The organism is Vibrio vulnificus NBRC 15645 = ATCC 27562, from assembly GCF_002224265.1.
GTDB lineage: Bacteria > Pseudomonadota > Gammaproteobacteria > Enterobacterales > Vibrionaceae > Vibrio > Vibrio vulnificus.
The window spans coordinates 1,487,129-1,503,077 of the sequence record NZ_CP012882.1 but is presented as its reverse complement, the minus strand read 5'-3'; the positions used below and the strand labels follow the sequence as shown (position 1 = coordinate 1,503,077).

The 15,949-nt window shown below is 46.5% G+C and carries 9 protein-coding genes; 6 read left to right on the top strand and 3 right to left on the bottom strand.

Going from position 1 to position 15,949, the window contains the following annotated elements:
* Nucleotides 1-138: 138 nt before the first annotated feature.
* Both AOT11_RS22135 and AOT11_RS22130 read left to right on the top strand, forming a co-directional pair.
* The gene (locus AOT11_RS22135) at nt 139-1,236 is read left to right on the top strand and encodes a PEGA domain-containing protein (RefSeq protein ID WP_017422591.1); all 1,098 of its coding nucleotides are present in this window, start codon (nt 139-141) and stop codon (nt 1,234-1,236) included.
* Nucleotides 1,237-1,314: 78 nt separating this feature from the next.
* Nucleotides 1,315-3,126, top strand: coding sequence for an SUMF1/EgtB/PvdO family nonheme iron enzyme (locus tag AOT11_RS22130; RefSeq protein WP_026050714.1), 1,812 nt, complete (start codon nt 1,315-1,317; stop codon nt 3,124-3,126).
* 317 nt (nt 3,127-3,443) lie between these two features.
* On the opposite strand, the gene AOT11_RS22125 is transcribed toward AOT11_RS22130, so the two are convergent.
* Both AOT11_RS22125 and AOT11_RS22120 read right to left on the bottom strand, forming a co-directional pair.
* On the bottom strand, nt 3,444-4,001 hold the full coding sequence (locus AOT11_RS22125; protein ID WP_017422593.1) for a NapC/NirT family cytochrome c: 558 nt from the start codon (nt 3,999-4,001) through the stop codon (nt 3,444-3,446).
* A gap of 26 nt (nt 4,002-4,027) precedes the next feature.
* Nucleotides 4,028-4,651 (bottom strand): c-type cytochrome, encoded by a 624-nt coding sequence (locus AOT11_RS22120; protein ID WP_017422594.1) that lies wholly within the window; start codon nt 4,649-4,651, stop codon nt 4,028-4,030.
* Nucleotides 4,652-5,365: 714 nt separating this feature from the next.
* Between AOT11_RS22120 and AOT11_RS22115 the strand changes: the two genes are divergently transcribed.
* The 3 genes from AOT11_RS22115 to AOT11_RS22105 are packed head-to-tail and all read left to right on the top strand — an operon-like array spanning nt 5,366 to nt 10,570.
* Nucleotides 5,366-7,552, top strand: coding sequence for an OmcA/MtrC family decaheme c-type cytochrome (locus AOT11_RS22115; RefSeq protein WP_039538202.1), 2,187 nt, complete (start codon nt 5,366-5,368; stop codon nt 7,550-7,552).
* 53 nt (nt 7,553-7,605) lie between these two features.
* A complete protein-coding gene (locus AOT11_RS22110; RefSeq protein ID WP_017422596.1) occupies nt 7,606-8,577 on the top strand; it encodes a DmsE family decaheme c-type cytochrome in 972 nt (323 codons plus the stop codon).
* A 10-nt stretch (nt 8,578-8,587) separates the two neighbouring features.
* On the top strand, nt 8,588-10,570 hold the full coding sequence (locus tag AOT11_RS22105) for an MtrB/PioB family decaheme-associated outer membrane protein (protein WP_017422597.1): 1,983 nt from the start codon (nt 8,588-8,590) through the stop codon (nt 10,568-10,570).
* Between the two features lie 121 nt (nt 10,571-10,691).
* Here AOT11_RS22105 and dbpA read toward each other — a convergent pair whose 3' ends face one another.
* On the bottom strand, nt 10,692-12,071 hold the full coding sequence (gene dbpA / locus AOT11_RS22100) for an ATP-dependent RNA helicase DbpA (RefSeq protein ID WP_017422598.1): 1,380 nt from the start codon (nt 12,069-12,071) through the stop codon (nt 10,692-10,694).
* Nucleotides 12,072-12,275: 204 nt separating this feature from the next.
* Here dbpA and AOT11_RS22095 point away from each other — a divergent pair, with 204 nt between their 5' ends.
* Entirely contained in the window at nt 12,276-15,947 is a 3,672-nt protein-coding gene (locus AOT11_RS22095; protein WP_017422599.1) for a hybrid sensor histidine kinase/response regulator, read from the top strand.
* Nucleotides 15,948-15,949: the final 2 nt, after the last annotated feature.

The window sequence follows — 15,949 nt, the reverse complement described above, 5'->3', positions numbered from 1 at the left end:
TCTAATAATTAGCAGAGCTCTTGAGCTTCTTCTCAAGTACGGATTTGTCGCGGTACTAGAAGGAAGGTTTGTTTAGATTAACGAGATGCTTATCTCGTTTTGCACGTACAGAATGTAACGTTATTTGAGCAGGGAACTATGAACATACGTCCAATCCCAGCGCTTTTGCTTGCGCTAAGTTTTCCATGGGCATCTTCTGTGTTGGCAGAAGAGGTGAATCAGGCCGATCCAGTTGCCGCCGTTGATGAAAAAATCGATGCAAAACAACAAGAGATCAAAGCAGTAGAAGAGCAATACAGCGAAGAAAGCAGTCAACTGAAAGGATTGAAAGGCGACAACGCTCGTTTGCAGCGAGAAGCTGAAGAGCTGGAAGCGAAACGTAACCGAGCGAAATCTGCTCTTGATAAGCAGTATGCTCGTTTACTGGAAGATCCAGATACTGACCTTGTTTCTTTTCAGAAAAAATACCAAGAGTCTTGGGAAGCGCTGAAACAGAATCAAAACGAAAAGCTCAAGAGTGATCAAAGTATCGTAGAAAGCGAATCTCGTTTATCTCAGCTAAAACAGAAGCTGGCACGCTTAAACAGTGAATACACGAACTTACAAGAGTCTCACGTTGAAGCGCGTGTAAAACGTTTGGAAGCAGAACTTCGCGAAAGCGCGGTACTAGAAACACGTTACACGACGACTTGTTCATCAACGATGACGATTGGAGAGTGTATTAGCCAAGGCAAATACCTCACCAAGCAAAAAGCCGTAAACACTTTTAAAGATAAACTTTTGTCAGGCTTGACGGAATCGGTGTTGGCGAAGCAAAACTTGCAAGGTGTTCAGTTAAACATCCACGTTCAAGAGAGTCAAACGATTGAAAGTGGCTTCTCAGGCAATGGTGCGTATAGCACGAGTATTCAAGCTCAGCTTCAAGCGAAACCAGAAGCAACGGCAGCATGTAAACTACTTTCTGTATCAAGCCGCTACTGTTTATCAGCAAGCAGTAACTCATCAAAGCAAGAGAAAAAAGATTGGGTCACAGTAACGGTAAGATCGGATCAGTACAATGATGCGGTGACGATCAACGGTGTTAGCTACGGAAGTACGCCAGTCGAATTGCTCTTGCCTAAAGGCAAGCATCGTTTTACGGTGTCGAAACCGGGCTATGAAACGTATAATCGTGAGATTTATGTCGGTTCGACCGATACCGTTTGGGTCAAGTTGGTTGAAGATAAGCAGGGGTAACCCTGCTTTCGCATTTTTATTTAAACGCCATTTTTCGATAATTTGGCATGTTCCCTAAGTTTTAATGAAGTATTTATCATGCGTTTAGTTTTTTCTGCACTTACACTTGCCATGCTGCCTGTTGTTGCTGGAATTCCTGCGATGGCGGAAGAAGCAAGCCCTGTGGTGGTTGTTGATGACGCTTTGTTCACCCAAAACACGTTGCTTAGCGATACGGAAAAGAAGAAATCGGCTAAACAGAATCAGTTGAATAACCAAGCAGAGCAGCTTGAGCGATTGAAACAACAAGAGGCTGAACTTGTTGCGCGACTCGATAAGGCGAAGCAACAGCTTGAGAAAGATTATCAACGTTTAAGTGATACGCCTGATTTTGATTTGATGCCCGCTCAGAGTGCCTATCAGTCCGCTTGGTCTAAGGTCAAGCAGAATCAAAGCGAGCAGCTCGAAGCGCGTCAAACGCATGAAACACTCGCAAGCGAATTGGCCGCGATTAACGCAGAAGAAACGGTGATTCGTGGCAAAATTGCACAGCTTCAAGAAGAACGTCAACGTGCTCGTATTGCGACCATACGCAGTGAAATCAGCCAGAAAGGGGATCTCACCGTATCGTTCACCAATACTTGTCGTAGCGATATGACACTTGAACAATGTGCGAAACAAACAACAACTTTAGCGCTGCAAAAAGCGGTTCGTCAGTATCAAAACGAACTGATCGATGGAACAACCGAAGCCAAATTGGCCAAGCAGAATCAATCGCAAGCGGCTCTTAATATCCATGTATTGAAGCACCAGTCGTCGAAAGCTGAATTTTCTGGTGAGAATCAATACACGCAAATTCTCAAGGTTTCTTTAAACACGCGACCGGCTGAAAATGCGCCGTGTAAGCTGCTGAACATTGATTCAAAATACTGTTTTTCTCCAAGTCAGGTCGTTGACGGTGAAAAAGTGACCGAAACCGCTTGGCATACGCTGACCATTCGTTCCAATCAATATGGTGATACCGTTTTGATTGATGGCGTGAAGTACGGCTCCACACCCGTTGAGATTATGCTGCCGATGGGCAATCACCAGATCAGCATTGAGAAAGAAGGCTACAGTACCTTCCGTACCGATCTGATGGTTAGCCAAGACCAAGCACTGAGAGCAAACCTAGTAGCAAAACGCAATGTCGCCAAGACGGGTGAGACGTTTGCGGATAACTTGGGTTCATTACCAGCACCGGAAATGGCGGTCGTGACAGAAGGCACTTATATGGTCGGTGAGCGTGCGGGTAAGCAAGTTCGCTTGAATCGTGGATTTTCGATAAGTACCACGCCGATTACGGTTGCACAGTTCCGTGCTTTTGTTGACCAAAGTAACTATCAGACAGATGCTGAACTACACAAAATCTGTACTCGTATCGAACAAGCGGCGATCACTCCTATAGCCAACAAATACTGGCGTGATCCGGGTTTCAGTCAGCAAGAAAACTCTCCGGTTGTCTGTGTCAGTCAAAATGACGCAAACGCCTACGTTAACTGGCTGTCCGACAAAACAGGCTACCACTACCGATTGCCTACCGAAGACGAGTGGGAGATCGCAGCGAGAGCAGGCTCGGAAGCGGAGTATTGGTGGGGCGAGAAGTTTGGTTCGGGCCAAGCTAATACAGGATGGGGCGGAACTCCTTGGTCAAATAACAGCACTTCTCCAGTGAAATCATTTAGTGCCAATGGCTTTGGCCTCTATGATGTGGTTGGTAACGTCTGGGAGTGGACCGCAGACAGCAAAGGCTTATTAAAAGGCGGTGCTTGGAGCTTCTCTCCTGAAAAAGCAAAAGCGGAATCTCAGTTATTTATTTCTCCTGATTCTGCAGCAAACTTTGCAGGATTCCGAGTTGTCAGAGTACTGTAAGCATCAGTAAGTCATGTGAATGGCGAGCCAATCGGCTCGCCTTTTTATTTATCAATATGGTTATTTTTAAATACAGTTATTTTTCAAAATAGGGGACTTAGCATAGGCAAATGAGCGTGACCTTATGCTATTTACTTGGTAAGCATAGCCACTTATCCCCTTCCTACTAGAAGCTGCAACGGTGTTGGCTGCATTCGTTCACTGATCGCTAGCCCGGCCCAATCACATAGCGTATCTATGCGCATGGGGACTCACTCATTTGCCCCCTACCTGCAACGCCAAGTTGTTTGGGTATAGCGATTGCACTATCGTCGTGTTTATTCAGATTGTTGTGGCAGTTTGTGCGCGATTCCCGCATGACAGTCGATACACGATTTCTCTCTTTCCTCCATGGTTTGATGCCGACGAGCGACCGTTCGATCTTGCGCAGTGAAATCCATCAACTCAACACGATGGCAATAGCGGCACTGCTGTGATTTGTTTGCCACAAATTCGTTGGTGACTTTTTCAAACAGTCTAGGTCGATGCTCAGTCTCAAAGTTGTCCAGAGTGATGTCGCCCGACAACTTGTGAAAGATATCCGCAGTCGCCATGATTTTTAACTTGAGCTTAGGCAGCAATTCGCGAGGGACATGGCAATCACTGCACGTTGCCGCAATCACACCTTTAGCGTTCTTGAAATGAACGGACTCTTGGTATTCTTCAACAATTGTATCCATCCCAATATGGCAGCCAAAACAAAACGCATTGCTGTTGGTGAACGTCATACCCCAATGAAAGCCGGTCATGGCTATGGCACCAATAACAACAGCCACAACGCCTCCAAGTGGAACGCCTAACCACCATTTGCTGCGAGGTTTATCCCATAGGCTCATAAGACGACTCCCTGATATAAACGTATTTATTGGAAGCTTGCATAATATTCAACAAGTGCTTGTCGCTCTTCTTGAGATAATGCTTTAATCGCTTTATCCATTTTCTTGTCTGCTGAGCGTTGGCCTTGATGAAATTGCGTTAAGGTTGTTAACAAATAGCCTTTTTGTTGGCCTGCTAAAATGGAAGCTTCATCAAGAGGATCGCTTCCTCCATCGGCATGACAACTTTCGCAACTTTTTAGATGAATGGCTTTACCTTGGTTTACCAGTGTTTGATCAAAAGGTTGTTTTGCGCGAACAAACTCCATGTCAGCGTAGTAGGCTGCGAGTTGTTCAATTTCGTCTTCTGTTAAAGAACGAACGATGGTTGCCATGTCTCCGGATTGACTGATATCTCCCGACACGTGTTGGACGGTTTTGGCGGGGCGTCCTTCTAAGTAGCGTAGCATTTGGTCGCTGAGATTGAACTCAGGAATGCCCGCAATGGTGGGTATATCAGTGTGCCCACTCACACCATTTGCTCCATGGCATGCATCGCATTGTTTCTCGCTAACGAGGGCTTGCGTGCTAGCGAAAGCCGAACCAAATGAAGCGATAAACAGAGCAATGGTACAGAAGATGTTGTTTAAAGTAGATTTTTTATCAAGCATAGCGTGACGTTCCTATAATTAAATAGTGCAGTGATACTTTCTAAAGTTAGTTGGCTTTCTAATTTGATAGTAATACATTATTTAAAATTTGCTCGATCTCTTTGATATTTTTATTTGTTGTGCTAAGGAATTTAATTTGTGATTCATTTGGATTGATGATTGAGCCATTTATGCATGGGTGAGGTATTTTGTGTTTAGCTTGGTTTAACCTCGTTAATATCTAATTTATGACGATGGAATAGATGATCTAAATCAATTAGATGTCGATTTTTCTTAATTCTATTTCTATGGAAATAGAAAAGACGCATGGGTTAAATGAGTCTTTATATCATTTATCAACCGCCTGTTTTTTCTTATGGCATTGATTTTGTTGCCTTTTTAATTTGTAGTTTAATTCTCTAATATTTCAAATTCAAATGCATGCTCTATGTCTCAAAGTGAAAAGATATTATTCAGGACATGTTAAACGTCTTGTTTGATAGTGGGAAAGTAATTGATAAATATAACAATGCCAATTCGTTTGTTCTAGAGAATATAATTAATAGTAAGTTTATTTTCACTGTTTATTTTCTTTTGATGAGCTTATCACGACAGGTTGTCTTGGCGAGACATCTGGTAAAAATCCACTACAATTACGTAAAGTATAAAGCGATAACTCCAACATACAGAAGATTAATAGGAATAAGGGATAATCCTATGATTATATTAAGAGCGATGTTGGCCTCTGTACTCAGTATTCTACTGATTGCTTGTGGACCAGAAAGTGGTAACGATCAAAATACGCCGCCTCCCCAGCTTGGGAAAGACTTTACGGTCAGAGTGGCAACCCCTCAACTCGTGGTACCTGATGGGGCCAGTGAAACCAAGCTTGTGGTTGATTTTGAAGTCTTTGATGCATCAGGCCGCGCCTATGAGTTCGATGCAACGAAAGATTTTCGTATCGCGGTGCTTAAAGCAATGCCTCAAAGAAGCGGCGGTGGGCGAGATGGCAACACGTTTTGGAAGAGCTTCCACCATTCTAGTAATGACGCAACCAATCGAGCGAGCATGGAAAATGTTTGGACAGCGGGTGGTGAGTTGCTCAAAACAGAGAGCGGCTACACTTATACCTTTGCAATTGCAGATATTCTGAATGTTGCCGATCCTTACCCAACTGACTCGGTAAATAACGGAGGCATGATCGCTTGGGATGAAGACAAGTTGCATCGTATTGTGATGGCGTATGGTGACCAAGAGCTAGGATTTACCTATGTGTACCAGTGGATTCCTGGAACACCATCCGATCAAACGGTTTCTCGCAACGTCATTGAAGAAGAGACTTGTTCTAACTGTCACATGGGTGAACCACTGCATCATGGCCCTGGGTATCGCTCCATTGATAACAACATCGCAGTTTGTTCGTCCTGCCACAATGACAGTAATCCTGGTGCCGCCCCACGTCGTCGCCCACTGGCCGCCATCGTGCATCAGTATCACGGAAATGTGTATGCCCTTGGCTCAAGTTCAAGCGATCCGACAACCTACAAACAGCCAGTCGATAGCAATGGCGCGTTGGTTACGGAGATCAATGGATTGGTGATGGAAGGCAATCCATTTCCACAAGACGCGCGTAACTGTACGACTTGCCACTCGCAGGATGTGACAAAAGCGTCAGATGCGAACAACTGGTTTGAACATCCTAGCCAAGTGGCTTGTGAGTCTTGTCATTTGTACAGAGACAGAGGTGCACACGACAATGAAGTCGGTTTTACCTGGGATAGAGAAACCTGCACAGGTTGCCATCGCCCTTATGAGCGCGATGAGAACGGTGACCCAATTATTGGTATGGATGCCAGCCGAAGCGCTCGCACAGTGCATCTAGGCCGTTTGGATAAGTTAGCGGCAGCACGGGATACGTTGCTTGTCAGTATTAAGCAGGCTCGTTTTGTGGATTCCATGTTTGAAGTTGATGTCATTATTCAGAAAGATGGCGTTGGTATTAGCGCGCTTAGTGAAATCACGCCATTTATCAATGAACATGGTCATGTCAACTTGTTGCTCAATTGGGATAACGGTGAAGGCCCAATGCTGGCAAATAACGGTTTGGATCTCTCTACCTGTACCGCACAAGGCAATGGCTTGTTCACTTGCCAGAAAGATTTCACTGGCGCGACGCTTTTGCCAACTGCAACGTCCACGTTGACCGTGAATGTGGCTGATATGCCGTTGTGTGCCAACCGAACAACAGGTGAGTTGGCGGATTGTTCGACATTCACTGGCATTGATAATTTGAAATACCCTTATGTGATTGCTGCTAAGAACGCAAAAGGAACGTTTGATGTGGGCGGTATCACAACGCCGCATACCTTGCCTGTTGGTGCAGAGGTAACGTCTTGCAACAATTGTCACAAAGAGCTCACCATTCACAAATTGGGCGCTCATCCACACGCAGCAACGGATTTGCAACAGTGTAAAAATTGCCACAATTCAGAGCGCTCCGCGTACTACGCAGGCATGGCCGCGGATCTCAAATATCATGTTCACTCATTCCATGCCTTCGGCTCTGCGCATGTAGGTGAATCCGTCTTCCCTGGCGCAATTAACAACTGCGAAGCGTGCCATAGTGCTGGGCAATACAACTTACCAAGCCAGAAAAATACACGACCTTCGTTGGCCAGTGGAAAATACTTCAGCCCCGCATTAGTGGCGTGTGGTGCCTGTCATATTGAATCGCCTTTGGCTAATGCCGATCCTGATACGATTCCTGGTGATGCCGTGCTCGATCATATGATCAAAAACGGGGCCGTGTTTGCTGCGGATACCGCTGTGGAAGCAACGGGCAAAGAACAGTGCGCAACGTGTCACGCCATCGGTCAGGAGCAAGGCGTAGATAAAGTCCATAAAGTGTACGAATACCGTTAACTGAGTGCTTCGGGAGAGACTTCCGGAGCACGGTTGAGCAATAGGAAAATCTTATGAAAACAACGATTCAGTGGTGGTTCGTGACGATAGTGATGGCGCTTGGTCTCTCTTCAAATTTGAGTGCAGAAGAGCGCTCTACGCAGCCAGTGGTCGATTCTCGTGAAGCGATTGAAGCAATATTGGATCAGAAGTTTAGTGACGGAAAGTATTCACGACGTGGCCCTGATGGCTGTTTACGCTGCCATGATGACGATTCTGAGTTACCCGCAACGGGAATTTTCGACAATATCCATGGTAAGTCGGCCAATGTTCATGGGCCAATGAGCGACAAACAGTGTGAAGCGTGCCATGGCCCAGCCAACAATCATGAACGTAATCCTCGTAAAGGTGAAATGCGTGAACCCATGATTACCTTTGGCCCCATGTCTCCAGTGCCGTCAGAAAAGCAAAACAGTGTGTGCTTGTCTTGTCATACCGACTCGAGTCGCTCTGCGTGGCACAGCAGCGAACATGCTTTTGAGGATCTCTCTTGTTCGAGTTGCCATAAGTTGCACGAGAAAGACGATCCTATGATGGTGGCCGAAAAACAAGTGGAAACCTGCACTAACTGCCATGCAAAAACAAAATCTGATCTGCATAAACGCAGTAGCCATCCGATTCTCAACGGTTCTCTGGCGTGTTCGAGTTGTCATGATCCCCATCAAACCGTTAATGAATACAGCTTGAAGCAAACCACCACCAATGAAACCTGTTTGGATTGTCACTCAGAAAAACGTGGCCCATTCTTATGGGAACATGAGCCCGTTACAGAAGACTGTTCTAACTGCCACAATCCACACGGGTCGGTCAATCAGGCGTTATTGATTAAACGGCTTCCGCAACTTTGTCAGGATTGCCATAGCGTGCCGCACGCGAATGTTGAGATACCGGAAAATGATCTAAAGGTGAGGGGAGGCAGTTGCTTGAACTGCCACAATCAAGTGCACGGAACCAATCATCCGCGCGGCATGTCATTAAGAAACTAGGGAGGGTGTCATGAACGTATCACCTTTGTGGGCCGCCATTGTTGCCGCTCTCGCCATTCCCGCTCTTGCTGATGACTACGCTTTACAACAGGCGAGTGAAGCAGACACCAGTCGCTGGAGTTGTAAACCCTGTGAAAGTGACGGCAAGTGGATTGGGGAAATCAGTTTTGGGTTGGGATACCAAAACAACGACGGCGCATCTCGGTTTAATAACTGGGTTCCACCAATTTGGAGTTCCAATGATCCCGGAAACGGCGTGGGTAGCAGCTTCAACACCGATCTATCGAGATACGACGATGATGGTTTTTACAGCAAGCTGAAAATTGAAGATCTAGGACTAAAACGGTTTTTAATGCAACTCGATGTGGGCCAGTATGATGGCCTACGTTTCCAAGGGCGGTATCGAGAATCGCCATACTATTGGAATAAGGCATTACTCAGCACCTACAGTGGAGAAAATAACGTGCAGACGGCGGGTGAGTTGGCCACTTTTGAGAAAGGTGTGAAAAGAGAAACACTGAATCTCTCGCTTGCGCTCACGCCACATTCTCCTTGGAAACCGCATGTCGCCGTTCAACATGAAAGAAAAAAAGGCACAGTGACGGCTTATACCTCCTCAATACCTGCCTATGGCAATGTACCGGGATATCTTCCGAAGGTGGTGGACTATGAAACACTGAATACCGCTGCGGGGATTAGCTACATTGAAGAGGCGTGGAATGCGGACATTTCTTATCAAGGCGCTTTCTTTCGTCAGAAATACAGTGCTCTTTACTACGGAGAGCAAACGAATCCGTATGCCAATCAACTGGCGTACGAGCCGGAAAACGATTTCCATCAATTGTCACTTTCTGGCAATTACCAGCTAGAAGCGCAAAGTCTTAACGGACGCCTGCTTTTGTCACGTGCGACCTCAGAGGGGGGCATGAACCCATTTCCTCAGTCGCCGGTCACAACGGATAGTTTCCACGGGCGAGTGGATACGATTCAGATCGATGCGAACTATTACAATCGTTTGAGTCGTTCTACCTCGCTGAAGCTAGGGTTAGATTATCGTGATCGCGATGATCGCTCCGATCGCCAAGTGGTGATTGGTCAGACACGTAAAGAATACGATAGGAATGCAATCAAGTTTGATGCGAAGCTGGGTCATCGTTATTCTCGCTCGTTACGCTTGAATGCGGGTTATGAGTATCGGGCAGACAAGCGCCAATACGCAGTGCGTGAAGAAACCAATGAGCATACCTTCTATCTAGGTAGCGTGTATCGCCCTGAAGCCGATTGGCGAATGGGCGGAAAACTCTCGTATCAAACTCGTGATGGTTCCAAATGGACGCAAACCTCTTCTGATGCGCCTCATCTACGTCAATTTTACCTCGCAGATCGTGAGCGTTTGGAGCTGCGTGGCGATGCCAGTCACGATCTTGCCGATAACGCACAATTTACCGTTATTGCTTGGTTGGCTAATGAGCGCTATCCGCAACCGGATATCGGTCGCAGCGAAGGGCAGGATTACGGTTATGATCTCGGCGTCAGCTTTTATCTTGAAGACGACACCACAGGACATCTCTTTTTCAATCAACAATTTATTCGCTTTGAACAGCAGCATGCCAACAGCGCTGCGCCGGGTTGGAATCGCTACGAAACAGAGACAAAAGACAGTGTGACCACAGTGGGATTTGGTTTTAAACGGCAGAACTTGTTAGAAAAAAAACTCAGCTTGTCGTTGGACTATAGCTACAACCATGGTCGTGGACAAACTAACACCACAGGAGCTGGGTATCATTATCCAGATGTAGACTCGGTGGTGCATCGCCTCGAACTTATAGGCGATTATCGCGTGGCGGAAAACCAAAGTGTGATATTGAACTTGCGTTTTGAAGACTTCAATGAGGCGGATTATCTGTTCGATGCGGAAACGGCCAATATGGGGCGCGTTGAAGAAGATTATAATGGCTTCTTCGCGATGCTTTCATGGGAATTTCGTCACTAAATCGTAGTGAGTGGCTTGTGGATTTTGCGCGTTGTCGAAGGAGGAAAGGTGGTTGAACTTAGGGGAGTTGAGTGTCGGTGAGTCAAGATCACCGACACTTGCTATGAACGGAAACGCGTTTTTAACCTTTCATAATTCGGGCTTTAAAGTTACGCCCTTTCATTTTGCCGTTTTGCAGCTGCTGTTCGGCGATTTTGGCCACAGAGTTATCGATAGCAACATAGGAGACCATAGGTAAGATATTGATTTTACCTATCAACTTACCGTCAATTCCGGCCTCTTTGGTTAGGCTGCCTAAGATATCACCAGCACGGACTTTTTGCTTTTTGCCACCCAAAATTTGAATCGTACGCATCGAAGGGTAGTAAGGTTTAGGGTTTTCCGGTTGAGGCAGTTTGGCCGGATGCACATCAATACCCATGTATTCTTCAATACGCTCTACTCGATACAACTCTTTCTCACTGAAGAAACTGATCGCAATTCCTTTCGCGCCCGCTCGGCCAGTACGACCAATGCGGTGAACATGCACTTCAGGATCACGAGAAAGCTCAAAGTTAATCACGGCGTCTAGGTTGTCCACGTCCAAACCACGAGCGGCAACGTCAGTTGCGACCAAAATGGAAATGCTTTTGTTGGCAAACATGGTTAATGCGCGTTCGCGTTCACGCTGTTCCATATCACCGTGCAGTTCGATGACGCTGAAGCGGCGATGGTTCAGCTCGTCGGTGACGTTTTGCACTTCTTTCTTGGTATTGCAAAAGACCACGGTAGATTCGGGTCTGTGCGTCAGCAGCAGAGCTTCCAAAGCGTTGTCGCGTTCTTCGGTGCTCTCGAGCTGATAGAAGCGTTGTTCGATGGTGCTCTTTTGGTGTGTAGACTCTACTTTCACCATTTCCGGATTCTGCATCACTTTGCTTGCGATGGATTCAATCTGCTCTGGGAAGGTCGCACTGAAAAGTAGTGTTTGGCGTTGAGTTGGTGCGGCATCAATGATGGCATCAATCGCATCTTGGAAGCCCATTTCCAACATTCTGTCGGCTTCATCGAGCACTAACGTATTCAGTTCTGTAAGATCAATACGGTCTTTGCTTAGGTGATCGAGGATGCGCCCCGGAGTGCCAACTAAGATGTGTGCACCATGTTCCAACGAAAGAATTTGTGGCCCCATAGGCATACCACCACACAACGTGAGCACTTTAATGTTGTGAATGCCACGCGCCAAAGTACGAATTTCCGTTGCGACTTGATCTGCCAATTCTCGCGTAGGGCAAAGAACAAGCGATTGAACGCGAAAGCGCGAGACATTAAGGTTGCTCAGCAGACCCAAAGCGAAGGTGGCGGTTTTCCCTGACCCTGTTTTTCCTTGACCAATCACATCCTTTCCTGCGAGCACTAGTGGTAAGCTCTGAGCTTGAATTGGCGTCATCTCTGTGTAGCCCAATGTATCAAGAGTCGATAGCAGTTCAGGCTTGAGAGAAAGGGTGTTAAATGGTGCAGTCACAGGCGCAATCCTTAAGTGGAAAAGAGGTTGGGGCGGGTACTATACCGAGTTTAAAAAAAATGAACATAGAAAAGTCATTTTCGCCATCAAACTCTCACTCATCAGTGAATGTGTGATTGCGCATTAATGGTTGTGAGAATATTCCTACAAAAAGATATCTTGTTGATATCGTTATATAAATTAAAACTTATCATCACTGTTTAAATGTTGTGCGCTTGTCAATCAATCGCTACACTTCCCCACCTTATTGTCATTATCAGAGAGAGTTGTTGCTTGTTGTTACGAATCGCCGCGATCGCTTTGCTTAGTTTGCTCACATCATTGACCTCTGCGGCTAATTATCTGTCAGATGCAGACCGCGATTACCTTTCGGCCCATCCGGTGCTGAATGTCGGCATTCTAAACAATAGTTGGTTACCCTATTGGGGAGGGCTAGAGCTCGCGCCTCAAGGGATTCATCACGACTACGCAATGAGTTTTGCCAGAGAACTAGGCATACAGATCCGCTATCAAGGCTACGACAGTATTCACGAGATGCTGCTTGGGTTAAAAAACAAAGAAGTGGATATGGTGATCGGTTTTGGCAAAACGCCGTCTCGCGCGAATGATTTCCTGTTTTCATTGCCGCTGTACAAAAATGTGCGCGTGATTTGGTTGCGCGACAAAGCCCTTGAGCTTGAACCGCTCGAATCCCTCAAGTGGGTATGCGTAGAAAAAACCTCCTATTGTGAAGTGCTGGCCGAGCGTGGGTATCGCAACATTATCACCGCACGCAATTATCAGGCTGCCGCGCAAATGATCTTGCAAGGGTTAGCCGATGCCACCATCAGTAACTATGTTTCGCTGAGTCACTTCTTGAGCGAAAAAGAGGTCAGCCAGGGCAAGGTGTTATTTGACAAGTCATTGGGTACCCAAATTAATCGTGTGTTGTTTAACAAAGAGCAGCGCAAACTGAAGTCCATCATCGACAAAGTGATTCTGGCAGAACAAAGAGGCTTGACGCGCAGCCGAATTCATTCAAAAGACATCTATTTTTTGAATGATCAAGCCAGCCTTCGCTTGCTTTTTGACGAAGGGCGAGAGCAAGTGATTCGTTATACGATTGAAGAAGAAACCTTTCCACTTTCCTATCGCGATCGAGATGGAAAAGTGAAAGGCTATGTGCACGATATTCTGGATCGTATCAGCATGCGGAGCGTACTCGAATTTGAGTATGTACCCGCAGAAGGGCGTGATGTGTTGCAAATGTTGGAAGATGGTGTTGTCGATCTTCTGCCTGCGCGTAACTACCAAGGCGTGGATCAACGCGACTTTCTGGTCACGGAACCCTATGCCAATATCACGTTTGATATGGTGGAAAGTACCGCGGACTATCAAGAGCGTAATCTGGCGATTCTCGATCGCACGGGCAACTACTACTCCTATCTGGATGTGAATCGAAACTATCGAAATGTGCGTGTGTTCCGTGAGTTAAAAGAACTCTTGCCGCAGTTGGAATCGGGAAAAGTGAGTCACGCGTTGATGAATCGGGATCTAATTCATCAACTGTTGATTGACGATCATAGCGATCATTTTAAGCCATTGGCGGACTCCCTAGAGACCGAATTCGTCGTTAAATTAGCGATGGTGGTTCGTAAAGACGATCCCATGTTTCATGACATGCTCAACAGTGCGCTGAAGACATTCTCCGCCAAGGAAATCGATTCTATCCAGTCTGCCTACCGCAAAGTGATGCTTCATTTTGGCTATGACAAGCAGCAGGTCATAATTTACTCGTTGATCGCTTTATGCCTAGCGTTGTTGATCGTTCTGCTGTTTTCTCTTTGGTCGACACGCTTGAAAGACTCATTACGTCAGAGTGAAAAAGTGGTTGAGTTGTCCCAACATCAAATCAGTTGGTTAACCAAGTTGCTCGATACCATCCCTAGCATGATTTCCATTTCAGATTCAAAAGGGCGTTTGGTGCTTTCAAACCAAGCTTATCAAGCGAGTTTTCGTCAATGTCGAGAGAATGGCTGTATCGAGCTGGAGAGTGTCTGCTCGTTTCTTAATTTGTCTGAGCGAGAGCAAGCTGAATTTGAAGAGATCATTCAAGTGCCGGCCAGCGAATGTGGTATGGGGGAGCGTTTTTACCATGTGACGCGCAAAGCCATTATTCATGACCAAATGGAAATGACCCACTATCTCACGTTGTTTAGCGATATTTCAGATTTGAAGCAAACCGAACTGGCGCTGCGAGAGTCCAACCGTGCGGCGTTGCAAGCCGTTGAAGCTCGCAATCAGTTTTTAGCGGTGGTGAGTCATGAATTAAGAACCCCGATTGCGGCCATGCTGGGGCTGATGGAGATTCTGTCTCATCGCCTTTCAAACAGTGAAAGTCAGCAACTGCTTGATAACGCCATCCGTTCGGCTGAGCGTCTGAGTTTGCATGTGAACGACATTCTCGATTTCTCAAAAATTGAGGCCAGCCAACTGCAGCTAGACATTCAAGAGTATCGAATTATCGAAGAGCTGGGCCCAGTCTTACGAAGTTTTGAAGCAAGCGCGCAGCTAAAGGGATTACAGTTTAACGTTCATTGGCAACCAACGGCGTACATTGACGCGCAGTACGATGCGTTGAGAGTGAATCAAATTGTCGGTAACTTGCTTTCTAATGCCATGAAATTCACCGAAGTCGGGCAGATAAAGGTCGCGATTTCTTGCGATGAAAAATCGCTATCTATTGAGATTGTAGACACTGGCTGCGGCATGACAGAGGCTCAACTCGAGTGTATATTCCAGCCGTTTGTTCAAGCGGATACCAGCATTACTCGCCGCTTTGGTGGCACTGGCCTTGGGATGTCTATCGTCAAAAGTTTGCTGGATTTGATGGGGGGGACCATTGCATTCCATAGCGAGCTTGAACAAGGAACCAAGGTGTCGGTCTGGATCCCGGTTAAAGGCTGCGCTTACACAAGTGACATTGAAGTGACGCACTACCTCGGCGCAAGTGACCTGGTCATGGCTTGGTTCGAAAAATGGAGTACGCGAAGAAATGTTGCGCATGGTGTGCCAAAGTTTGTCGATTGGTCATTATCGCCTATGGATAACCTCTATCCGGATTTATTACTCAAACAATGGCTTGCCCATGAGTCTAACAAGGTTCGCCTTCCTAATGAACAGGTAACTTGCCAGCTGCAGGGCAGGGTACTGATCGTTGATGATGAACCGATTAATCGCTTATTGATGCAGAAACAGCTAAAAGAAATCGGCATTACTAGCGTTGCGCTGGCCGATGGCGAACAGGCGTATCGTTATCTCCAACAGCACGCCGAGGGCATCGATTTGCTGATCACCGACTGCCATATGCCCATCATGGATGGTTTTGAATTAACGGCAAAAACACGTAGCGATATTCTCTCATTTGCGACTAAACCAATCGTCGGGTGCACCGCGGAGGATTCACGCATCGCAGCAGAAAAAGCCACGTCAGCCGGGATGGATAAGGTGATCTACAAGCCGTATTCGCTGGCACAACTGCAACGCGTACTCGCGCACTATTTGCCCGAGCAAGTTCAACAAGCGGACACCAACGCAAATTGGTTGAATGAATATCAAGAAGAAGAAAGAGAAGAGATGGCGAATGTCGTTATCGAGTCATTTAGTTTTGATATTGAACAGCTCGAACAAGAAGGTGCCGATGTCGCGGCCATTGCCCACCGTGTAAAAGGGGCGGCAGGAGCGTTACTATTGCATGAGTTGGCCGCGTTGGCGAAACGCGTTGAACAGCAAAAAGAACTCGAGCATGTTGAAAGTAACAAACAGCAATTGATCTTATCCATGCAGACGGTTGTCGAGCAGGCGAACGCATGGCTAGCCAGTTCAAAGGGAGAGTAACC